Origin of the sequence: Delftia sp. GW456-R20 (assembly GCF_001622915.1) — a bacterium.
Lineage (GTDB): Bacteria > Pseudomonadota > Gammaproteobacteria > Burkholderiales > Burkholderiaceae_C > Comamonas > Comamonas acidovorans.
In genome coordinates, this window is the sequence record NZ_LWCN01000001.1 from 81,383 (window position 1) to 103,156 (window position 21,774).

20 protein-coding genes are annotated in these 21,774 nt (G+C 67.4%); 11 read left to right on the forward strand and 9 right to left on the reverse strand.

Going from position 1 to position 21,774, the window contains the following annotated elements; genetic code table 11:
* Positions 1 to 4: 4 nt before the first annotated feature.
* Entirely contained in the window at positions 5 to 460 is a 456-nt protein-coding gene (gene nrdR, locus A4F85_RS00340) for a transcriptional regulator NrdR (RefSeq protein ID WP_012206755.1), read from the forward strand.
* Positions 461 to 526: 66 nt separating this feature from the next.
* On the opposite strand, the gene aroC is transcribed toward nrdR, so the two are convergent.
* The gene (gene aroC / locus A4F85_RS00345; RefSeq protein ID WP_063325302.1) at positions 527 to 1,624 is read right to left on the reverse strand and encodes a chorismate synthase; all 1,098 of its coding nucleotides are present in this window, start codon (positions 1,622 to 1,624) and stop codon (positions 527 to 529) included.
* A 199-nt stretch (positions 1,625 to 1,823) separates the two neighbouring features.
* Here aroC and A4F85_RS00350 point away from each other — a divergent pair, with 199 nt between their 5' ends.
* The gene (locus A4F85_RS00350) at positions 1,824 to 2,321 is read left to right on the forward strand and encodes a helix-turn-helix domain-containing protein (protein ID WP_063325303.1); all 498 of its coding nucleotides are present in this window, start codon (positions 1,824 to 1,826) and stop codon (positions 2,319 to 2,321) included.
* Positions 2,322 to 2,486: 165 nt separating this feature from the next.
* Here A4F85_RS00350 and A4F85_RS00355 read toward each other — a convergent pair whose 3' ends face one another.
* Complete coding sequence (locus tag A4F85_RS00355) at positions 2,487 to 2,939, reverse strand: CBS domain-containing protein (RefSeq protein WP_012206758.1); 453 nt, start codon at positions 2,937 to 2,939, stop codon at positions 2,487 to 2,489.
* Positions 2,940 to 3,045: 106 nt separating this feature from the next.
* Between A4F85_RS00355 and A4F85_RS00360 the strand changes: the two genes are divergently transcribed.
* Together A4F85_RS00360 and A4F85_RS00365 are read left to right on the forward strand one after the other, a co-directional pair.
* Positions 3,046 to 4,344 carry an O-acetylhomoserine aminocarboxypropyltransferase gene (locus A4F85_RS00360; protein WP_012206759.1) on the forward strand — a complete coding sequence of 433 codons (1,299 nt, stop codon included), beginning with the start codon at positions 3,046 to 3,048 and terminating at the stop codon, positions 4,342 to 4,344.
* A 22-nt stretch (positions 4,345 to 4,366) separates the two neighbouring features.
* The gene (locus A4F85_RS00365; protein WP_063325304.1) at positions 4,367 to 5,176 is read left to right on the forward strand and encodes an alpha/beta fold hydrolase; all 810 of its coding nucleotides are present in this window, start codon (positions 4,367 to 4,369) and stop codon (positions 5,174 to 5,176) included.
* A gap of 36 nt (positions 5,177 to 5,212) precedes the next feature.
* Here A4F85_RS00365 and A4F85_RS00370 read toward each other — a convergent pair whose 3' ends face one another.
* Positions 5,213 to 6,688 (reverse strand): acetamidase/formamidase family protein, encoded by a 1,476-nt coding sequence (locus tag A4F85_RS00370; RefSeq protein ID WP_063325305.1) that lies wholly within the window; start codon positions 6,686 to 6,688, stop codon positions 5,213 to 5,215.
* A gap of 160 nt (positions 6,689 to 6,848) precedes the next feature.
* Here A4F85_RS00370 and A4F85_RS00375 point away from each other — a divergent pair, with 160 nt between their 5' ends.
* Positions 6,849 to 9,281, forward strand: coding sequence for an acetamidase/formamidase family protein (locus tag A4F85_RS00375; protein ID WP_063325306.1), 2,433 nt, complete (start codon positions 6,849 to 6,851; stop codon positions 9,279 to 9,281).
* 13 nt (positions 9,282 to 9,294) lie between these two features.
* Here A4F85_RS00375 and A4F85_RS00380 read toward each other — a convergent pair whose 3' ends face one another.
* Positions 9,295 to 10,122, reverse strand: coding sequence for an alpha/beta fold hydrolase (locus A4F85_RS00380; protein WP_063325378.1), 828 nt, complete (start codon positions 10,120 to 10,122; stop codon positions 9,295 to 9,297).
* A 218-nt stretch (positions 10,123 to 10,340) separates the two neighbouring features.
* Here A4F85_RS00380 and A4F85_RS00385 point away from each other — a divergent pair, with 218 nt between their 5' ends.
* Positions 10,341 to 10,694 carry an Mpo1-like protein gene (locus A4F85_RS00385; protein WP_043819042.1) on the forward strand — a complete coding sequence of 118 codons (354 nt, stop codon included), beginning with the start codon at positions 10,341 to 10,343 and terminating at the stop codon, positions 10,692 to 10,694.
* Between the two features lie 14 nt (positions 10,695 to 10,708).
* Here A4F85_RS00385 and A4F85_RS00390 read toward each other — a convergent pair whose 3' ends face one another.
* A complete protein-coding gene (locus A4F85_RS00390; RefSeq protein ID WP_013801433.1) occupies positions 10,709 to 12,055 on the reverse strand; it encodes a YihY family inner membrane protein in 1,347 nt (448 codons plus the stop codon).
* A gap of 107 nt (positions 12,056 to 12,162) precedes the next feature.
* Here A4F85_RS00390 and A4F85_RS00395 point away from each other — a divergent pair, with 107 nt between their 5' ends.
* The gene (locus A4F85_RS00395) at positions 12,163 to 12,561 is read left to right on the forward strand and encodes a DUF2069 domain-containing protein (RefSeq protein ID WP_063325307.1); all 399 of its coding nucleotides are present in this window, start codon (positions 12,163 to 12,165) and stop codon (positions 12,559 to 12,561) included.
* A 43-nt stretch (positions 12,562 to 12,604) separates the two neighbouring features.
* On the forward strand, positions 12,605 to 14,029 hold the full coding sequence (locus tag A4F85_RS00400; protein ID WP_063325308.1) for an FAD-binding oxidoreductase: 1,425 nt from the start codon (positions 12,605 to 12,607) through the stop codon (positions 14,027 to 14,029).
* Between the two features lie 134 nt (positions 14,030 to 14,163).
* Here A4F85_RS00400 and A4F85_RS00405 read toward each other — a convergent pair whose 3' ends face one another.
* Positions 14,164 to 14,748: a hypothetical protein gene (locus tag A4F85_RS00405; protein ID WP_034396206.1), complete on the reverse strand. Its 585-nt coding sequence runs from the start codon at positions 14,746 to 14,748 to the stop codon at positions 14,164 to 14,166.
* Positions 14,749 to 14,923: 175 nt separating this feature from the next.
* Between A4F85_RS00405 and A4F85_RS00410 the strand changes: the two genes are divergently transcribed.
* The 3 genes from A4F85_RS00410 (at position 14,924) to A4F85_RS00420 (ending at position 17,448) form a co-directional block, all read left to right on the forward strand.
* Complete coding sequence (locus A4F85_RS00410; RefSeq protein WP_012206769.1) at positions 14,924 to 15,748, forward strand: thymidylate synthase; 825 nt, start codon at positions 14,924 to 14,926, stop codon at positions 15,746 to 15,748.
* 21 nt (positions 15,749 to 15,769) lie between these two features.
* Positions 15,770 to 16,270 carry a dihydrofolate reductase gene (locus A4F85_RS00415; RefSeq protein ID WP_063325309.1) on the forward strand — a complete coding sequence of 167 codons (501 nt, stop codon included), beginning with the start codon at positions 15,770 to 15,772 and terminating at the stop codon, positions 16,268 to 16,270.
* Positions 16,271 to 16,365: 95 nt separating this feature from the next.
* Complete coding sequence (locus A4F85_RS00420; RefSeq protein WP_013801428.1) at positions 16,366 to 17,448, forward strand: metallophosphoesterase; 1,083 nt, start codon at positions 16,366 to 16,368, stop codon at positions 17,446 to 17,448.
* 6 nt (positions 17,449 to 17,454) lie between these two features.
* Here A4F85_RS00420 and A4F85_RS00425 read toward each other — a convergent pair whose 3' ends face one another.
* The 3 genes from A4F85_RS00425 to A4F85_RS00435 form a co-directional block, all read right to left on the reverse strand.
* Positions 17,455 to 19,944 carry a TonB-dependent siderophore receptor gene (locus A4F85_RS00425; protein ID WP_063325310.1) on the reverse strand — a complete coding sequence of 830 codons (2,490 nt, stop codon included), beginning with the start codon at positions 19,942 to 19,944 and terminating at the stop codon, positions 17,455 to 17,457.
* A 133-nt stretch (positions 19,945 to 20,077) separates the two neighbouring features.
* Positions 20,078 to 21,085, reverse strand: a complete 1,008-nt coding sequence (locus A4F85_RS00430; RefSeq protein WP_063325311.1) for a FecR domain-containing protein — start codon at positions 21,083 to 21,085, stop codon at positions 20,078 to 20,080.
* Positions 21,086 to 21,095: 10 nt separating this feature from the next.
* The gene (locus A4F85_RS00435; protein ID WP_043819287.1) at positions 21,096 to 21,599 is read right to left on the reverse strand and encodes a sigma-70 family RNA polymerase sigma factor; all 504 of its coding nucleotides are present in this window, start codon (positions 21,597 to 21,599) and stop codon (positions 21,096 to 21,098) included.
* Positions 21,600 to 21,774: the final 175 nt, after the last annotated feature.

Consider the following 21,774-nt stretch of genomic DNA (forward strand, 5'->3'; position numbering starts at 1 on the left):
TGCCATGAAGTGCCCGTTCTGCAGCCATCCGGACACCCAGGTCGTGGAGACCCGTGAGGCCGAGGATGGGGGCTTCATCCGCCGCCGCCGCCAGTGCGGCGGCTGCGACAAGCGCTTCACCACCTACGAGCGGCCCGAGGTCAGCTTTCCCGCCATCGTCAAGAAGGACGGGCGGCGCATCGAGTACGAGCGCGCCAAGCTGCTGGGCTCGTTCAAGATCGCGCTGCGCAAGCGCCCCGTGAGCACAGAGCAGATCGATGCCGCCATCGAGCGCATCGAGGAGCGGCTGCGCAACCTGGGCGAGCGCGAAGTGCTCTCCAGCCGCCTGGGCGAGATGGTGATGCGCGAGCTCAAGCTGCTCGACAAGGTCGGCTACATCCGTTATGCCAGCGTCTACCGCAGCTTCGAGGATGTGGACGATTTCAAGAACGTCATGGATGAGGTGCGCAATCCCGGCTGATCAGGCCGGCAGGACGCAAGAAAGCCGCCCTTGGGCGGCTTTTTCTTTGGTGGCCTGGCAGTGCTTTCAGGGCGCGGCGGCAGGGATGGGAGCCAGGCCCGAATCCACGTCACCGCACTGTGCGCGGTGGCGCAGCGCATGGTCCATCACCACCAGGGCCAGCAGCGCCTCGGCGATGGGCGCTGCGCGGATGCCGACGCAGGGGTCGTGGCGACCCTTGGTGATGACCTCGGTGCTCTGGCCCTGCACGTCGATGGATTCGCGCGGCGTGATGATGGAACTGGTGGGTTTGATGCCTATGCGCACTTCCAGGTCCTGACCCGTGCTGATGCCGCCGACGATGCCACCGGCGTTGTTGCTGCGAAAGCCTTCGGGACTCAGCGAGTCGCCGTGCGTGGTGCCGCGCTGGACCACGCTGTCGAAACCGGCACCGATCTCCACGGCCTTGACCGCGTTCAGGCCCATCATGGCGTAGGCGACGTCGGCATCCAGGCGGTCATACAGCGGCTGGCCCAGGCCCACCGGCATGCCGCTGGCCTGCACGCGCAGCGCGGCGCCGCAGGAGTCGCCCGACTTGCGCAGCGCATCCATGTATTCCTCGTAGCGGGACACATCGGCCACCGGCGCAAAGAAGGGGTTGTTGCGCACATGCTCCCAGCTCTCGAAGGGCAGCGACAGCTCGCCCACCTGGGTCATGCAGGCGCGGAACTCGGTGCCGAACTTTTCCTTGAGCCACTTCCTGGCCACGGCACCAGCGGCCACCGTCGGGGCCGTCAGCCGTGCCGAGGAACGGCCGCCGCCGCGCGGATCACGGATGCCGTATTTCTGGAAGTAGGCGTAGTCGGCATGGCCGGGACGAAAGCTCTGCGCAATGTTGGAGTAGTCCTTGCTGCGCTGGTCGGTATTGCGGATCAGCAGCGCGATCGGCGTGCCCGTGGTGCGGCCTTCGTAGACGCCCGAGAGGATTTCCACCGCATCGGGCTCGTTGCGCTGGGTCACGAACTTGCTGGTGCCGGGACGGCGGCGATCCAGTTCTTGCTGGATATCCGCTTCGTTCAGCGCCATGCCGGGCGGACAGCCGTCGATGACGCAGCCTATGGCCGGGCCATGCGATTCGCCGAAGTTGGTGACAGTGAATAGGGTGCCGAAGGTGTTGCCGCTCATAGGCCGACGATTATGCCCGGGTAGCCCGCAAGCGCCGTGCCTGGGGCGGCGGCGCATTGCGCAGGCAGCCATCGCCCGGTGATAACAAATATAGCTATCGAATTGCAAATATTCATAGTTAAAATTGCAATCCACCCTTTTTCAACCGCCTGCGGATCACCACACAGGCACCAGCCGCAAACTGCGGGAGGTTCGTGAAATGCAGGCCTCTTACGACTCAACGCAAAGCCAGGATCACAGCGACCCTGCGGGCAGCACTCCGCCGGCATCGCCAGGCCTTCAGCACAAGGACGAGGAGCAGGACCTTCGCCCCTCGCTGCTGAATGTGCTGCTGACATCGTCCAGCCCTGGCGATTTCAGAACCCGCAACAGGCTTGCCCAGGCCAAGCAGTACATGCGGGCCCGGCTCGACGACCCCGAGCTCAAGCCCTTGCAGGTGGCTCGGGACATGGGCATGTCGCTGCGCAGCCTGGCGCGGCTGTTTGCCACCGAAGGCCTGACCCCCAGCCGCTGGCTCTGGAACGAACGGCTGGCCCAGGCGCACCTGCTGCTTCGGGCAGACAATGCGCGGCGCGTGACCGATGTGGCGCTGGCCTGTGGCTTCACCAGCTTCTCGCACTTCAGCCGCGTCTTCAGACAGGCCTATGACGTGCCGCCCAGCGCCTTGCTCAAGCCCAAACGCCGCCGCGTGCACTGACAGGTCCTGCGGCCTCCCGTCCATTCGCTGTTCAAGCGACCATCTGCTTTGCGCCCTGCGCGCAAAGACAAAGGCCTCCGCCGCATTTTGCGTTCGGAGGCCTTGCTGCCCAAGGTGAAATGGTCGAAAGGTCGAAAGGTCGAAAGGTCGATATCGCCCCGATGATCAGTCCGCGCCCTGGCGCTCGCCCTCGGGCCAGTCGCGGATGTAGGCCTTGAGCATGCGGTTCTCGAAGTTCTGGCTGTCCACCACGGCCTTGGCCACGTCGTACAGGCTGATCACGCCCATGAGCATGCGCTTGTCCATCACCGGCATGTAGCGTGCGTGGCGGTCCAGCATCATGCGGCGCACCTCATCCATGTCGGTTTCCATGGTGCAGGTCATGGGAGCGTCGTCCATGGCCGAGCGCACCAGCGTCTCGCCCACCCCGCCGTGCTTGACGAAGCCCTGGATCACTTCGCGGAAGGTCAGCATGCCGACCACGTCGCCATGCTCCATGACCACGAGGGAGCCGATATCGCGCTCCGACATCACCTGCACCGCGCTGGCCAGGCTTTCGTCCGGCGACACCGTGTAGAGGGTGTTGCCCTTGACGCGCAGGATGTCACTTACTTTCATGCCGTATCTCCAAATTTGTCTGTGTCGCCGTGGTTGCGGCAAGCCCGTGTCTGACAGGAAATATAGCCCACAATGCCCGCTTGCCTTGACAACCATGGAGACAGGAATGCCCGGCTACTCGGACCCCGGCTTTGACACCCTGGCGCTGCACGCGGGCGCACAGCCCGACCCCGCCACCGGAGCGCGCGCGACGCCCATCCACCTCACGACCTCGTTCGTGTTCGAGTCCAGCGACCATGCGGCCTCGCTGTTCAACCTGGAGCGCCCAGGGCACGTCTACAGCCGCATCTCCAATCCCACGAATGCCGTACTGGAGCAGCGCGTCTCGGCCCTGGAAGGCGGCGTGGGCGCCATCGCCGTGGCCAGCGGCCAGGCGGCGCTGCACCTGTCGGTCGCCACGCTCATGGGCGCGGGCAGCCACATCGTGGCCAGCACGGCGCTGTACGGCGGCTCGCAGAACCTGCTGCACTACACGCTGGCGCGCTTCGGCATAGAGACCACCTTCGTCAAGCCCGGCGACATCGACGGCTGGCGCGCCGCGGTGCGCCCCAACACCAAGCTGTTCTTCGGCGAGACGGTGGGCAACCCGGGCCTGGATGTGCTGGACATCCCCACCATCAGCGCCATAGCCCATGAAGCCGGCGTGCCGCTGCTGGTGGACTCCACGCTGACTTCGCCCTGGCTGATGAAGCCGCTGGAGCATGGTGCGGACATCGTCTACCACTCGGCCACCAAGTTCCTGTCGGGCCACGGCACCGTGGTCGGCGGCATCGTGGTGGATGGCGGCAGCTTCGACTGGGAAAAGTCGGGGCGCTTCCCGGAGCTGACCGAGCCCTACGACGGCTTCCACAACATGGTGTTCAGCGAGGAAAGCAGCACCGGCGCCTTCCTGCTGCGCGCGCGGCGCGAAGGCCTGCGCGACTTCGGCGCCTGCATGAGCCCGCACACGGCCTGGCTGATCCTGCAGGGCATAGAGACGCTGCCGCTGCGCATGGAGCGCCACATCCGCAATACCGAGAAGGTGGTGCAATTCCTGGCCAGCCATCCGCTGGTGGGCCGCGTGGGCCACCCGCTGCTGGAGACCCATCCCTCGCACCAACTGGCAAAGAAGCTGCTGCCGCGCGGCGCGGGCTCGGTGTTCAGTTTCGACATCAAGGGCAACCGCAACCAGGGGCGCAAGTTCATCGAGACGCTCAAGGTCTTCAGCCACCTGGCCAACGTGGGCGACTGCCGCAGCCTGGTGATCCATCCGGCCAGCACCACGCATTTCCGCATGAGCGACGAAGCACTGGCCCAGGCCGGCATCGGCCAGGGCACGATACGCCTGTCCATCGGACTGGAGGATGCCGACGACCTGATCGATGACCTCAAGCGCGCCCTCAAGGCCGCTGAAAAGGCAGCGTGAGCCGACAAGGGAGACACCAACAATGAAGATCGATGTTCAGGGCCACGCCATCTACGCCTATACCGGCGGCAAGGCCTTCAACCCCGCCCAGCCCACGGCCATCCTCATCCACGGCGTGCTGTGCGACCACAGCGTCTGGGCCCTGCAAAGCCGCTACCTTGCCAACCACGGCTGGAACGTGCTGGCCATAGACCTGCCCGGCCACTGCCGCAGCGCGGGTGACGCGCCCGCCAGCGTGGAGGCAGCGGCGGATTTCATTGGCCAGCTCATGGATGCGGCAGGCATCGGAAAGGCCGCGCTGGTCGGCCACAGCTGGGGCAGCCTGATCGCCATGGAAGCGGCCGCGCGGCTGGGCGCGCGCGTCAGCCATCTGGTGCTGGTGGGCACGGCCTATCCGATGAAGGTCTCGCCCGCCCTGCTGGACTCCGCACTGAGCACGCCAGAGCAGGCCATCCGCATGGTCAATGTGTTCTCGCGCGCCACGCTGGCGCCACCCAGCGGCGCAGGCAGCTGGGTATTCGGCGCCGGCATGGCGCTGGGCCGGCGCGTGCTGGCCAGCAATGAGCGCACCAACCTGCTGCACACCGGCTTCAAGGCCTGCGACAGCTACGCGGGCGGCGAGGCGGCCATGGCGGCGCTGCAATGCCCGGTCCTGTTCGCCCTGGGCGAGCAGGACCAGATGACGCCGCCCAAGGCCGCCAAGGGCCTGATCGAGGCGGCCCGGGGCGCGCAGCGCCAGGTCAGCATCGTGCACCTGCCCAGCGGCCACAACCAGATGACCGAGGCGCCCGACCAGACGCTGTTCGCCATCCGGGATTTCCTGGCGCGCTGAGCCCGGCCGGGTCCTGCCCGCAGGGCCCGGACGCACTCACGCGCCGCGCGCGGGGAAGATGCTCTTTTTCACGAGCGCGTGCACGCCCCAGTTGCCATCCACCACCTGGGTGATGCCGAAGTCCACGGCAATCGACATCAGCGAGATGGCCTCGTCCTCTCCCAGCCCCTGGGTGGTCATGAGGAAGTGGCGCATCTTGTGATAGGCGTCGCGCAGCGCCAGGTCCACGGAAGACTTCTTGAAGATCTGGTTTTGCGCATCCGGCCCCAGCTCCGCCAGGTAGTTGGCGTAGCTGAAGCCGTGCAGCAGCCATTCGTCCTGGGTTTCGAGCAGCGGATAGGCCAGTTCGGCCAGCGGCGTTCCAGGCAGGTCCGCCTTCTTGTGCAGGACCAGCTGGAAGGTGCCGGTCAGCGAGCACTCGATGGCCGTGCCGCACAGCTCGGAGTCCCCCTGCGAGGCATGCGGATCGCCCACGGTGAAGTTGGCCCCTGGCACGGCCACGGGGAAATACATGGTCGCCCCCTTGCCGATGCGCCAGTTGTCGATGTTGCCGCCCGTGTGGTTGGGCGGAATGGAGCTGGCCATCTCCACCTCGGCCGGCGCCACGCCGATGGTGCCGAAGTGCGGGCGCACGGGAACGCGGATATTGCGCAGCACGTTTTCGTTCTTGCTGATCGTGCGGTGGTCCACGGGCACGCCCGGATAGTCGATGGTCGGATGGACCACGCCAAAGGGGTCGGTCTGCGGCGTCCAGCGGTAGTTGTAGACGGCGCGGGCCCAGTTGCGCTCGCCGGTCGCATCCACCTCGTAGATGGTGACCACCTCGCGCTTTCGGGGCTCGGTGAGCGTGTCGCCATAGTGAAAGCCCCAGTTCGCCGCCGCATTGCTGCCGAAGGTCCGGCCCTTGAACTGCGGGTTGCCCGAGGGGCGTGGCACCACATCAATGATGCGCACTTCCAGCACATCGCCGGGCTGGGCGCCCTTGATGCGTACCGGCCCCGTGCAGATGTGCACGCCCTGGCCTCCGCCTGCGCCGTTCTTGGCATCCATGGGACCGGCTCCCCGGCGATCGACGTTCTTGCGCTGGCTGTCCCAGTGGAACACGCTCTCGGCGCCCGGGTCGCCCCGGACCATGCGTTCGGCATCGTCATTGGCATGGTGGGTCAGCGTCTCCATGGTCACGTAGTCACCCGATTCGACTTCGACCACCGGCTTGGCCGATCTGCTGAAGTAGCCCCAGAGCACGGTGTTGGCAGAGGCGGGAATGTAGTAGTGGCTGGCCATGCCCTGGCCGGCCCGGGCGCCAGGCGCGCCCTGGGCAAAGGCCCGGGACGGTGCCATCGCGCCGCTGATGGCGCCGGCCGAGACCGCGCCGCCACCGACCACCATGGCGTCGCGCAGGAAGGAGCGGCGTGCAACCTGGAATTCCTCGCGGATCAGCTTCTCGTCGGCTGGCGAAGCACCGTGCTGGCAGCCTGGGCCGCAGATATGTTCCTGGTGGGGGATGGTCATCGAAAATACTCCTGCTGTTGTGGATCGGTGCCGGCAGCGCCAGTGTCCAGGCGAGCATGTCCAGGCCGGTTGTTCCTGCGCGCACAAAAACTTGTCGCGGCTGCCATCCGGTGCGCCGGGCTTGGACAGGCAGTACGCGGGCGTTCATAGTTCGACCCTGATGCACGACGATCCAAGACGCTTTTCCACCCACGCATTTCCCGATGCCTTGCGGCAGGCTGCGCTCAATGAGGCGCTGTCCAGGGCAGACATCCATGGCGAAGCGCCCACACCACCGGCCACCCACCTGGCGCTGCGCAGCTCGCCACTGGGATCGGTGTTCATCACGCTGGCCACCTCGCCCCTGACGCTGCGGGCCGTGGCCAAGCGGCTGCGCGGCCCGGGCCTGCTGCTGTGCGCCTTGCTGCAAGGCAGCGCCAATGCGGTGATCGAGGACGCCGCGTTCCCGCTCAAGGCCGGCTCGGCCCTGCTGCTGGAGTCAGACCGGGACTGGCAGCTGCAGTTGCCCGGCGACGGCCGCCTGCTGCTTGCGCGGCTGGAGTCCTCGAGCTTTCTGTTGCGCCTGCTGCGCTCGTGCCCGCCCGAGGCCCGGCACATCGGCGGGACAGGCGGCGTGGGGGCCATGTGCATGGCAATGGCGGCCTCACTGGCAGAGCAGATCGACACACTGGCACAGGACGATCTGCTGTCGGTGGAGGCCACGCTCACCGACATGCTGGTCACCTGCCTGACACCGCGCGCCGGCAGTCCCGACCAGGAGCAGGCCGAGGCGGCCGAGCCGCCTAGCGCCGTGCAGCTTGGCCATCTACGCCGCATCTGCCGCGCCATCGAAACCCGGCTGGGCGATGCCGAGCTGTCCATCGATGCCATCGCCGACGCCGAGGGGCTGTCCACGCGCTATCTGCAAAAGCTGTTCAAGGGAGCGGCCACCAGCTTCAGCACCTACCTGCGCGAACGCCGGCTGGAGCGCTGCCGCATGGACCTGAGCAACCGCTCGCTGCAGCATTTCTCCATTGCCGAGCTGTGCTTTCGCTGGGGCTTTGGCGATGCCGCCAACTTCAGCCGCGCCTTCACGGCCCGCTATGGCCTGTCCCCCAAGGCCTATCGCGCCAGTCCGGCGCGCGTGCAGGATGCGCCGCCCGGCCAGCGCGGACGCCCCTCGCCCGCCGAGAGCGCTGCACAGGGTGCAGAACCGGCCGCAGCGCGCCTGGCACACAGCCCGTTCCAGGCCCTGCTGCGCGACCATGCACGCTACGCCCAGGCGCTGGCCCTTGTGCCCAAACGCTCGGCGCACGCAGACAATGGCGGTGCGTCGCCCCAGCATTACTACCTTCCGGTCTCCGACAAGACCGTGCACTGGGGCTACCTGAGCCGTTCACTCAAGCCCGTGCTTTCGGTGCGCTCGGGTGACGTGGTGACCATGGAGACGCTGACCCAGCATGCCTCGGACGACTGGGAACGCATGATCGAGGGCGATCCCGGCGCCGAAAGCGTGTTCCACTGGACCGCAGCCCAGAAGGCCGTGGACCGGCGCGGCGCGGGCCCGATGGACGCCTCGATCTACGGCCGCGGCGCGGGCGAGGGCTTCGGCGTGCACATCTGCACCGGCCCCGTCTATGTGCATGAGGCCGAACCCGGCGACCTGCTGGAGATACGCATCCTCGACGTGCAGCCACGCCCCAGCTGCAGCCCCGCTCACCACGGCCGTGTCTTCGGCAGCAACGCCGCCGCCTGGTGGGGCTTTCACTACCGCGACCAGATCACGGAGCCCCGCCAGCGCGAAGTGGTCACCATCTACGAAATCGACCACGCACTGCCCGAGGAGCCCACGGCCCGCGCTGTCTACAACTACCGCTGGACGCCGCAGACCGACCCCTTCGGCGTGGTCCATCCGACCATCGACTACCCGGGCGTGCCCGTGGACCCCGCCAGCATCACCCGGCGCTTTGGTGTGCTGGACAAGGCACGCGTGCCGCTGCGTCCGCATTTCGGCATGCTGGCCGTGGCACCGCGAGAGGCCGGTCTGATCGACTCCATACCGCCGAGCTACTTCGGCGGCAACCTGGACAATTGGCGCGCCGGCAAGGGCGCGACGCTCTTCCTGCCCGTATCGGTGCCAGGCGCGCTGTTTTCGGTGGGAGACCCGCATGCATCCCAAGGCGACTCGGAACTGTGCGGCACGGCCATCGAATGTTCGCTGACCGGCAGCTTCGAGCTGCGGGTGCACAAGCGCGCCGCGCTGGACAACCGCTTCCTTGCAGAGCTGGACCACCCTTTCCTGGAGACCGGCTCCGAATGGGTGATACAGGGCTTCAGCTTCACCGACCACCTGGCCGAACTGGGCAGCCAGGCGCAGTCCCAGGTCTATCGCAAGTCATCGCTGGAAGGCGCCATGCGTGACGCCTTCCACAAGGCAAGGCGCTATCTGATGCTGGCCCACGGGCTGGACGAGGACGAAGCCGTATCGCTGATCTCCGTGGCCGTGGACTTCGCCGTGACGCAGGTGGTGGACGGCAACTGGGGCGTGCACGCCGTGATCAAGAAGGCGCTGTTTCCGCCGGAACTCTCGGCGTCCGCCCAGGCGGGCCCATGAAGCCCACCCGGGATCAGACCCGTGCCAGGAAGCGGGCGATGCGCTGGGCAATGCGCTCGGGCTGCTCGCGGTGGGGAACGTGGCCGCCGCCGGCCACGATCTCCACCTCCACCGGGCCGCTGGCGCGGTCGCGGATGCGCTCGGGGTGGACCAGGGAGCCGAACTCGTCGAGCTCTCCATGGATGGCCAGCACCGGGCAGCGCACGCGCTCCAGCGCCTCGTCCAGCCGGTAGTCGGCAAAAGGCGGGGACAGCCAGGTATCGACCCAGGCAGACAGCACCCAGGCGGCTTTGTCGCCGTGGTACTTCTCCAGGCGCGCCAGCTGGCCGGGCCGGGCGAAATCCTGTTGGGCCGCGCGAATGCCCTGCAAGGTGCGATCTTCCACAAAGGCCTGGGCGGACTCCGTGACCACCGCTTTGCACTGCGCGCCATATCGGGCCGCCACCATGGCGGCCATGCCGCCGCCCACGCTGTGACCAAGCACAATGAAATCCTCAAGGCCCAGCCCCTGGTGCACCGCCGGGAACACGGTCTCTGCCTCCCGGGCCACAAAGCCCGGCCCCAGCGTGCCCGGATAGGGGTCGGACTGGCCAAAGCCCAGCCGGTCATAGGCCAGCACATCGCGGCGCGTGGCCTCGGCCAGTTGCTGCGGGAAATCGCGCCACAGCGCCACCGAGCCCAGCGAGTCGTGCAGCAGCACGATGGGCGCGCGCGCCGGGCCTTGTTCGCCTTCGCCGGCCGCCGGCGCCTGCCAGCGCCTGACGTAGATGCTGCCCTGCGGCGTGGGAATGCGGATTTCGTTCAAGGATGCGGGGATGTCGGTCATGCACGAGGAAGGCATCGAAAAAAACTCCATGCCGGTCGGCGCCGGCCCGGCAGACATCATGCGCCTGCATGCCGCCAGAGGGCGACACCGTGGCGACGCGCGGGGCGGAATGCGGCAGCTTTTGTCTCTCTCGGGGCAGCTTTTGCGAACCCGGGCGCGCGGGTTCCTCCGATGGTGAAAGGCCAGGCAGCGGCGTATAAGTTGAAGCCACCCCATGCACGCGAAGGCCTGCCATGTCACACGCTTCCGCTCCCCTGCCCGGCGCCGCACAGGCTGCCGTGGACCCGCGCCAGTTCAAGAGCTTTGCCGAGTTCTATCCGTTCTACCTTCAGGAACACAGCAACCGTACCTGCCGGCGCCTGCACTTCGTCGGCTCCACGCTGGCGCTGCTGTGCCTGTTCGCGCTGTTCCTGACCGGCAGTTTCTGGTTCCTGCTCGGCGGCCTGCTGTTCGGCTACGGCTTTGCCTGGATAGGGCACTTTGGCTTCGAGAAAAACCGGCCCGCCAGCTTCAAGCGCCCGCTGTACAGCTTTCGCGGCGACTGGGTGATGTGGCGCGACATCCTCACCGGACGCATTGCGCTCTAGCGCCGCGCCGGGCACTACGGCCGGGGCCGGCTCTCCAGCAGGCTGGCCAGCGTCATGCCCGCCAGGCCCGTGCGCTCCCACAGCGGCTGCACGGCCGCGGAAGGCGCCAGCAGCAGGCGTTCGACCAGGGGGGCCAAGGGCGTGTGTTGCGGGTCCACCAGCAGCATGTAGCGGGGCTCGGTGCCCTCGCTGCCCGCCGCAACGCCAGGTGCCTGCACCGTTCCCACCCAGTCGAGCACGGACAGCGCCTGCAGCACCGGATCGATCTGCTGCCAGTCCACATGCAGGCGGCGTGCCAGATCGCTGGCATACAGGCCCTTGGCGGGCGACTCGCGCTCCTGCTCCAGGTACTGCAGGATTTCCACGGCCATCTCGAACTGCCAGCCCTGCTGTCCGGGCATGCGCTGCACGCCGGCCATGACGATGGGCAGATACGCGGTGACCACGGCGCCCAGCAGCACGATGATCCAGGCCATGTAGATCCAGATCAGCAGGATCGGCAAGGTGGCAAAGGTGCCGTAGATGACCGAATAGGTAGGCACCGAGGCCAGGTACAGGCCCAGCGCCTTCTTGGCCAGCTCCATGCAGGTGGCCACGAACAGGCCGCCCACCCAGGCATGGCGCCAGCGCACCGCCGTGTTGGGCACGTAGTGGTACAGGCCCGCCATGCCAGCGGCCAGCGCCAGGTACTCGATGGAATCGAAGATGAAGCGCAACCCCTCGGGCAGCGCATTGACCAGCCCGCGCGAGGCCGACATCACATAGGACGACAGCACCAGGCTCAGGCCCAGCACCAGCGGGCCCAGCGTGATCGCGGCCCAGTAAATCAGCACGCGCTGGCCCAGCGGCCGCAGCTGGCGCACGCGCCAGATGTTGTTGAGCGTGCGGTCTATGGTGAGGATCAGCGCGACCGCCGTGATCACCAGAATGGAAAAGCCGGCCATGCCCAGCTGGCTGGCTTTGGAGGCGAACTGCGTCAGATAGCCCAGCACCTGGCGCGCAATGGTCTCCGGAATCAGGCTGTCGATCAGCCAGCGCTCCAACACGATCTGCACGCGCGAGAAGATGGGAAACGCCGTGAACAGCGCCAGCGCCACCGTGAAGAACGGCACCAGGGCCAGCACCGTGGTGAAGGTCAGGCTGCTGGCGGTGACGCCCAGCCGGTCCTCGCGAAAGCGTTCGCGCAGCGTGTGCGCGGTATTGCGCCAGGGAAAGCAGCGCAGGCGTTCGCGCCAGGATGGGGGCACCACAGGCTCGGGCCGCTCCATCAGCGAAAGGCTGCGCTCCTGTTCGGGCGCGGGCAGTGCAACGGCACCGTCCTCCAGGCCACCGGCAGGCTCCTGCCCGGGGCCGCCGCTCATCGCCATATCTCCGCTGCAACGCGCGTGCCTGAAACGGGAACGCGCGTGACCATCCAAGCAATCACATGTTCAAAGGACAAGACCATGGCCGATATGATGCCACCCCGATGACTGACTCCATTTCTCGCCCCGGCGCCGATGTCGCCGCCACCCGCTGGCTGGCGGTCTCCAGCCTCATGGGCCTGATCGTGCTGAGCCTGGCCTGGGAACTGTGGCTGGCGCCCATGCGGGCCGGGGGCTCCTGGCTGGTGCTCAAGGCCTTGCCGCTGGCGATTCCGCTGATCGGCCTGCTCAAGCACCGCATGTATACCTACCGCTGGGTCAGCCTGCTGGTGTGGATCTATTTCACCGAGGGCGTGGTGCGCGCCTGGAGCGACCCCGCGCCCGGCCGCTGGCTGGCGCTGCTCGAAGTTTTCCTGTGCCTGATGCTGTTCACCGCCTGCGCCCTGCATGTGCGCTGGCGCCAGCGCAGCGCGCGCCGCGCGGCCCAGGCGGCCGGCGGCTGAGTCCCCGTTTTCATGCCTTCACGTCTTTGAAAGAAGTTGCAACATGACTGCACTGCTTGAACGCCTGCGCCAGATCGTCGGCGAAGCCCATGTCCTCACCGAGGGCGACCTCGTGGCCTATGAACAGGACTGGCGCCGCCGCGTGCGCGGCAAGTCCCTGGCCGTGGTGCGCCCGGCCAGCACGGCCGAGGTGGCCGCCGTGGTGCGCGAATGCGCGGCCGCAGGCACCAGCATCATTCCCCAGGGCGGCAACACCGGCCTGTCGGTGGGGTCCACACCGGACGACAGCGGCACGCAGGTCGTGCTCAGCCTCACGCGCCTGAATGCCGTGCGCCACATCGACCGCGACAACCTGAGCTTCACCGTCGAGGCCGGCTGCATCCTGCAAAGCCTGCAGGAGCTTGCCGAGAAAGAGGGCCTGCTGTTCCCGCTGTCGCTGGCCGCCGAAGGCAGCTGCACGATTGGCGGCAACCTGGGCACGAACGCGGGCGGCACCCAGGTGGTGCGCTACGGCAACACGCGCGAGCTGTGCCTGGGCCTGGAAGTGGTCACCCCGCAGGGCGAGATCTGGGACGGCCTCAAGGGCCTGCGCAAGGACAACACCGGCTACGACCTGCGCGACCTGTTCATCGGCAGCGAAGGCACGCTGGGCATCATCACCGCCGCCACCATGAAGCTGTTCCCCCAGCCTGCGGCCCAGCTCACGGCCTTTGCAGCGGTGCCCTCCATGGAAGCGGCCGTGCGCCTGCTGGGCATGGCGCACAGGCACCTGGGCGCAGGCCTGACGGGCTTCGAGGTCATGGGCCAGTTCGCGCTGTCCCTGGTGATCAAGCACATGCCCCAGCTGCGCGTGCCCTTTGCGGGCCTGGACGGCGCGCCGCCCTATTACGTGCTGGTCGAGAACTCGGACAGCGAGTCCGAGCAGCATGCCCGCGAGCGTTTCGAGGCGCTGCTGGAGCTGGCCTTCGAGGACGGCTGCGTGCTTGACGCCGTGGTGGCCGAAAGCCTGTCGCAGGCCCATGAGCTGTGGCACATCCGCGAAAGCATTCCCCTGGCCCAGGCCGAGGAAGGCCTGAACATCAAGCACGACATCTCCATCGCCGCATCGCGCATCCCCGCCTTCGTCGAGCACACCGATGCCGTGCTGCAGCGCGAGATCCCGGGTGTGCGCCTGGTCAACTTCGGCCACCTGGGCGACGGCAACCTGCACTACAACGTGCAGGCGCCCGAGGGCGGTGACGCCAAGGCCTTCCTCAATGAGCGCGAGCACCTGGTCAACCACCTGGTCTACGAGGCCGTGGCCGAATTCGGCGGCTCGTTCTCTGCCGAGCACGGCGTGGGCGCGCTCAAGGTGGACAAGCTGGAAAAGTACCAGTCGCCCGTGGCCCTGGGCATGATGCGCGCCATCAAGCAGGCATTGGATCCTCAAGGCCTGATGAATCCCGGCTGCATCCTGGCGCGCGCCTGATCCGGCAGCGCCGGCTTATCAAGAAGGGGCAGGGCCGCGTGGCGGCGCTGCCCCTTCTTGCATCCAAACGCCGTCAGGTGCGGCCAAACTCGGCCAGGTGCGGCCAGGTGCGGCCAGGTGCGGCCAGGTGCAGATCAGGAAGCGGGCTTGTTGCTCTCGACCACGGCAAAGGACTTCTGCACCTGGCTGGGCCAGGCGATGTCGGCACCGGCCGCGTCGGAGAAGTCGGTCTGCTTGCCATCGGTCAGCAGCCACACGCGCAGTGCGTTGCGCGCGGGATCGATCACGATGGCGCCCATCTCCTCGCCGCCCTGGTGCGGGCGCAGGCCGACGATGCTCCACACATCGCCTTCCTTGGTCAGCGGGCCCACGGTGCGCATATTGCTCAGCAGGGTCGGGTAGCTGGTGCCCAGCAGCGCCTTGAGCCGCTCGGCCAGCACGCCTTGCTCCAGGTAGTTGGTGCCGTCATAGGGGTACTTGCCCAGGTACTCGGCCAGGCTGTCCAGGCCGGGCTCGCCAGCCTTGGCCGTGGACGGCAGGCGCGTGCGCTCGGGAAAGTTCAGCGTCAATGCGGGCGCGGGCGCGGCCACATCGAGTGCCACGGACTGCACGGCCTTGGGAGTGGGAACGGTGGGAGAGCGCGGATCACAGGCTGTCAGCGCCAGCATGGCGGCACCCAGTGCGATTCCGGCCTGCCAGGGGGAGAGCATGGAAGACATGCGCAAGCTCCTTGTCAAAGCGGATGCGAAAAAATCATGGCGCCGGTATGAAAGCCCAGGCAAGACACCGGCGCCCGTCGGCAGTCATTTTCGCACCGGGGGTTGCAAACCTTGTTTCGAGGGGCATGGATACCGTCGGACAAGGCGCCGTATTCATCAAGGGATAATCCCCGCCATGAACATGACTGCCGCGCCCCGCCCTGCCCGCTCACAGTACGAAGATTTCATGCGCCATGTCTACGAACATGGCGTGTCCAAGACCGACCGTACCGGAACGGGTACGCGCAGCGTGTTCGGGCACCAGATGCGCTTCGATCTGTCCGAAGGCTTTCCGCTGGTCACCACCAAGAAGGTGCACCTCAAATCCATCATCCTGGAACTGCTGTGGTTCCTGCGCGGCGACAGCAACGTGCGCTGGCTGCAGGAGCGTGGCTGCACCATCTGGAACGAATGGGCTCGCGAGGACGGCGACCTGGGCCCGGTCTACGGCGTGCAATGGCGCAACTGGCCCACGCCGGACGGCGGCCACATCGACCAGATCGCCGAAGTGGTCAAGCAGCTCAAGAGCAACCCGGACAGCCGCCGCATCATCGTCAGCGCCTGGAACGTGGCCGACCTGCCGCAGATGGCGCTCATGCCCTGCCACGCCTTCTTCCAGTTCTATGTGGCCGACGGCAAGCTCAGTTGCCAGCTGTACCAGCGCAGCGCGGACATCTTCCTGGGTGTTCCCTTCAACATCGCCAGCTACGCGCTGCTGACCCACATGCTGGCCCAGCAATGCGACCTGCAGGTGGGCGACTTCGTCTGGACCGGCGGCGACTGCCATATCTACAACAACCATTTCGCCCAGGTCGAGACCCAGCTGGCGCGCCAGCCCTTCGCCTACCCGACGCTGCAGATCAAGCGCCGGCCCGACTCCATCTTCGGCTACGAGTACGAGGACTTCGAGGTCGTCGGCTACCAGCACCACGAGCCCATCAAGGCCCCCGTGGCCGTCTGAGGCTGCAGAAAGACCCGCCCGATGGCCATCCATCTCATCTACGCACGCGCCGCCAACGGCGTCATCGGCCAGGACAATGCCATGCCCTGGCACCTGCCCGAGGACCTGGCGCACTTCAAGCAATTGACCCAGGGCTCGGCCGTGGTCATGGGCCGCAAGACCTGGGACTCGCTGCCGGCCCGCTTCAGGCCGCTGCCCGGGCGCACCAACATCGTGGTCACGCGCCAGGAGGACTGGGCGCCCGAGCCGGCCGCCCCCGGCGTGCTGCATGCCACCAGCCTGGAGCAGGCCATGGAACTGGGCCGCCAGGCATCGGCCGACGTCTGGGTCATGGGCGGTGCCCAGATCTACGCCCAGGCCCTGCCGCTGGCCAACAGCATCGAGGTGACCGAGATAGAGCGCGACTACGAAGGCGATGCCTTCGCCCCCACGCTCGGCCCCGAGTGGCAGGAAGCCTCACGCAGCCGCCATGTGGCCGCCAACGGGCTGCCCTACAGCTTTGTGCGCCTGCAACGACGCTGACATACCCCTGTCGCACACGGGGCTGGCGGGCGCGGCGGGTCTGTGCAAATAATGTCGTTTTTCCACGCCTTCGCCGTCTTTCGCGCCTCTTCGCCATGAGCCTCGTCCAGCCCTTGCCCCCCGGTCCGCTCGACATCGTCGGCGACATCCATGGAGAGTCCGAGGCGCTGGACCAGCTGCTGGGGCACCTGGGCTACGACGCGCTGGGCCGCCATCCCCAGGGTCGGCGCCTGGTCTTCGTCGGCGACTTCTGCGACCGGGGGCCCGACAGCCCGGGCGTGCTCGCCCGCGTCGTGCCCATGCTGGAGTCGGGCCATGCGCTGGCCGTGCTCGGCAACCATGAAATCAACCTGCTGCGCGAGGATGCCAAGGACGGCTCCGGCTGGTTCTTCGACAGCCGCGTGGCCTCCGATACGCCCAAGTACGCGCCGTTCGCGCGCATGCCGCTGTGCGATATCCCTGACACCCTGGCCCTGCTGGAACGCCTGCCGATCGCCATGGAGCGCGAGGACCTGCGCGTGGTCCATGCGGCCTGGCGCCCGCAGCAGATCGCCATGGCGCGCGAGCTGCCGCTGGGCAGCGCACGCAGCGCCTACGACCACTACGAGGCCCTGGCCGCCCAGCAGGCACAGGTCAACAAGGTGGCCGAGCGCATGCGTGCCGAACGCCAGCAATGGCCGCATGACCTGGAAGACCGCAACTGGCTACCGCCCTTCCTGCCCGCGCACAGCGAGAGCGAACTGGCCAAGGCCATGGTCAATCCGCTCAAGGTGCTGACCTCGGGCGTGGAGCGCGAATGCCGCAATCCCTTCTACGCGGGCGGCAAGTGGCGCTTCGTCGAGCGCGTGGCCTGGTGGAACGAATATGAGGATGCGCAGGCCGTGGTCGTGGGCCACTACTGGCGGCGCCTGAATCGCGGCGGCCCGTCCTTCCATGGCGCGCAGGCCGAGAACCTGTTCGGCCAGACCGGTCCGCTGTCCTGGCACGGCCGGCGCGGCAATGTGTTTTGCGTGGACTACTCGGTCGGCGGCCGCTGGAACGCCCGCCTGGCCGGCGAGGACCCGCAGCAGCGCTTCAAGCTCGCCGCCATGCGCTGGCCAGAGCGCCGCCTGGTGTTCGACGACGGTGCCCAGGCGGACAGCGAGGAGTTTGGCGTTGCGGCAGCCGCTGCCGCATAACACGCGCTAGATCCGCGGCGCGTAGCGCAGCGTCAGCAACAGCGACCTGGGCGCACCGTAGTAGTTGTTGCCCGACACCGTGTTGTAAGAAGGCACGTAGTAGCGCTTGTCCAGCAGGTTGCTGACGTTGAGCGCCACGCTCAGCTCGGGCGAGACCTGGTAGGCCACGCGTGCATTCCACAGCGCAAAGCCTGCCAGGCGAAAGGCTCGGTCGGAGCTGAGGGTGTCGGTCTGCGCATTCACGCCCGCGCCCACCGTCCAGCGGCCCAGCTCGCCCGGCAGGCGGTAGCTGCCCCACAGGCGCAGCATGTGCCGGGGCGTCCAGGTGTTGAAGATCTGGCCCTGGTAGTCGGGGTCGGACAGGTAGCGCGTGGTGTTGTAGGTGTAGCCGGCCGCCAGTTCCAGGCCTGTGGCGACCTTGCCGGAGATCTCGGCCTCCAGGCCCTGGCTGCGCACCTTGCCCGAGGAGCGCGAGCAGTACCAGTCATCACATGCAAAGCCGCTGTCGTAGTCGTTGACGGCGCGGTTTTTGTGCTCGTAGCGGAACACGGCCAATGCCATGTTCAGGCGGCCGTCGGCCATCTCGCCCTTGATGCCGGCCTCGTAGTTGCGGCCCTGCACCGGCTTGATGAGGTCGCCCTGCACCGTGCGCGCGGTCTGCGGCTCGAAGACGGTGGAGTAGCTGCTGTACAGCGACCAGGTGTCGTTGAGCGCATAGACGGCACCCGCGTAGGGGATGAAACGCCCCGTGGTCTTGCTGGTGGAAGAATCGCCCGATTGCGCGCGGTAGGCGAAGTCATACCAGCCCAGGCGCCCCCCGGCGATCAGCGTGAGCGCCTGCGTGGGCCTGACACGCCAGGTGCCGTACAGGCCCTTTTGCGTGATGTCGTAGTTGCTGCGCACATCCGCGCCACGCGCGGCGATGCTTTCCATGTCCTGCCAGGGGCGGTTGTGGTCTATATCGAAGATGTTGCCGCCCGCGGTCCAGGCGCGCACGAAGCGGTCGCTGGTGGTGTAGCCAGCGTAGTTGGCGCCCAGCAGCACTTCCTGCTCCATGCCCAGCGCCTTGAAACGGCCCGACAGCGACATGTCCAGGCCGCGCTGCTGGTTGTTGAAGTCCACGCCGAAATCGCCGTAGCTCATGCCACTGCCATCGGGCTTGATAGGGCCCACGGCGCGCTGGTGCACGTTGGTGTTCTTCTCGTTCATGGCCATGCCCACCATCTTGAAGCGCCAGTCCGCATTGAAGCGGTGTTCCAGGTCGGCGAACAGCATGTTCTGGTCATTGCCTGCGCGGTTCCACATGGCGCCTGTGTAGGTGGAGCGCGGCAGGCCGATGTCGCTGCCGTCGGCAAAGCGCGGCAGGCCCACGATCATGGGGCGCGAGCGGCTGTGGCGCTGCCCCACGGCCAGGCCCACCGTGGTGCTGGCGCTGATGTCGTAGTCCAGCGCCGCGTAGATGTTGCGCGTGCGGTCGCGCGTGTATTCGGTGAACCCGTGGCTGTAGTCCCCGTCCAGCACCACGCGGCCGCGCAGCGTGCCTTCGGCATTGAGCGGCGTGCTGGCATCCATCTGCAGGCCGTAGTGGTCATGGGAGCCGAGCTTGCCAGTGAAGACCACGGAGCGCTCGCGGCCCGGGCGCTTGCGCACCAGGTTGATCGCGCCGCCGGGGCTGCCCGCACCCTGCAGCAGGCCGGCCGCGCCGCGCAGGATTTCCACGCGGTCATAGAACACCAGCGACTCCTGCTCCCAGTTGCCCAGGCTGTAGGTATTGCGCGTGAACGGCAGGCCGTCGTACTGCAGCGAGTCCACGGCGAAGCCGCGCGAATTGATGGCCAGGCCCGCGCCCACGCCCTGCACGGCCACCATGCCGGTGGCGTTGTGGATGGCGTCGGGCAGGTTGGTCATGCCCTGGTCATCCATGCGCTGGCGCGTGAGCACGCTGACCGATTGCGGAATGTCCTTGAGCGCCTGCGCGGTCTTGCCCAGCGTGACCGTGCCGCTGGTGTAGGAGTCCGAGCCTTCGGTGACGCCGTCACGGATGCGCGTGTCGGTCACCATGACGGCCGGCAGGCCCGCCTCTGCCCCAGCGGCAGCCTGGCCGCGCGATGTGCGCACCTCGGGCAAGGGGCGCAGCGCATAGCCGCCATTGGGCTGCGCATGGGCGGCCAGCCCCGAGCCGGCCAGCAGCGCATCCAGGGCCGCAGGCGCTGCATGGTTTCCACTCAGGCCCGCGCTGCGCCTGCCCGCGATGTCGGCCGCCGTGTACGACAGCATGACGCGGCTTTCCTGGGCGAAGCGGGCCAGCGCGCCTTCCAGCGGGCCTGCCGGTATGGCGTAGCTGCGCACTTCGGAGGGTGACTGGGCCTGGGCCTGCGCGGGTTGCGGCGCAAGGGCTGCGCTGACGGCGCACAGCGCCAGCGTGGTGCTGGCAGCCAGTGCCAGCGAATGGCGCCGGAAGGCCGGTGCCGCAGTGTGAGCAAGTCGTTGGACCATGAAATATCTCTTCCCTGAAAAGTGGCTTCTTCAAGACTTGCCACGCGAGAAAAGAAAACACCTCATGCCAACGGGTCCAGGCATCGATCAAATTGCAACAATTCGCAACAACAATCATCCAGCCTGTCTTGGCTCATGTCCGGTTCTGCCGGGCGCGCACGGTCAGCCAGTAGCGGCCAAAGCCGGTGAGCTCGATGGGCTGGGTGCGCACCAGCATGTCGAGCACGCGGTCGGTATCGTCCAGCGGATACATGCCCGAGACGCGCAGCGAGGCGAGCGCGGGATCGCAGGCCAGGCGGCCCCTGCGGTGGCGCGCCAGCTCGGCAATGAAGTCGGTCAGCGGCATGTCCCGCGCGGCCAGCAGGCCTGTGCTCCAGGCGGCGGCCAGTTCGTCGGCGGGCTGGGGCACGTCCACGGCAAGGCGGTCAAAGCCGGCCTGCTCGCCCGCGGCCAGAATGCGCACGGCCTGCGGGGCGTTGGCCGGCCGCACCTCGACCGCGCCCTCATAGACGGCCACATGGCTGGCGCCATCGCGCTGGCGCACCGCAAAGCGCGTGCCCAGCGCACGCAGCCGCCCTTGCGCGGTTTCAACCAGAAAGGGGCGGGCCTGCGGGTCGCTGGCCGTGGTGACCAGCACCTCGCCGCCCTGCAGCCGCAGCAGGCGCTGGCTGGCGTCAAAGCGCACGTCGATGGCGCTGGCCGTGTTCAGGTGGATGCGCGTGCCATCGGCCAGGGTCAGTGCCTGGCGCTCGCCGGTGGCCGTGCGGTGGTCGGCCGACCATTCGCGCCAATCGCCGCGTTGTATCCACCAGGCGCTGCTGCCCGTGAACGCGGCCAGGGCCAGCAGCTTCATGGCCTGGCGCCGGCCGCGCGCACGGCTGTGGCGCGGCTGCAGCGCCCCATGCGCCAGCGGTGCGGGCAGATCGCGCAGGTGCAGGCCGCAGGCCTCGATGTGCCGCCAGGCGCGTTCATGGTCGGGATGATCGGCACGCCAGCGCCGCCATGAGGCCTGCGTGTCCTCGCCGGCATCGCAGGCCTGCAGGGCCACCAGCCATTGCACGGCCTGCAGGCTCACGGCTTCTGAAACGGGCGGGCCTTCAAAAACGGGCAGGCCGGTGGATGCGTGGCGGAATTCGGTCATGGGCTGGCGCTCAGCCGCCGAAGAAGCAGCAGTGCGCGGCCTTGGCGATATGGCGCTGCACGGTGGCCAGCGACAGCTGCAGCTCGGCCGCGATGTCGGCCTGCTTCATGCCGTCGAGCTGCGACAGCAGGAAGGCACGGCGCACGGGGGGTGCCAGCGTGTCCAGGCGGCGGTCCAGCTCGACCAGCGTCTCCAGCAGGATGGCGCGCGTCTCGGGGCCCGGCACCTGCGGCTCGGGCAAATGCGCCAGCGTGGCCAGGTACGCCTCTTCGATCTGCCTGCGCCGCATGAAATTGGCCACCACGCCCTGCGCCACCGTGGTCAGAAAGGCACGCGGCTCGCGTGCGGCAATGGGCTCGCTGCGCGTGAGCAGGCGCATGAAAGTGTCCTGCGCCAGATCGGCCGCCTCCGTGGAATTGCCCAATCGCCGCCGCAGCCAGCCCTGGAGCCAGCCATGGTGGACGCGGTACAGCGTATCGACCTCTTGGTGCAAAGCGGCGGGGGCGGCGGGCAAGACAGGCTCCTGGTGCGGCAGCACGTGCAGGCGTGTGCCACATGAATGAGAAAGATTCTCATTCTATAAGGATTAGGCCTTGATGACCTCCCCTTCGCAAACCGGGGCGCTCCAGAACCAGAGACACCGAGGAAGAGCCGCCTCGCACCGAGGGTGTCGTCCCCCTTCAGGGGGA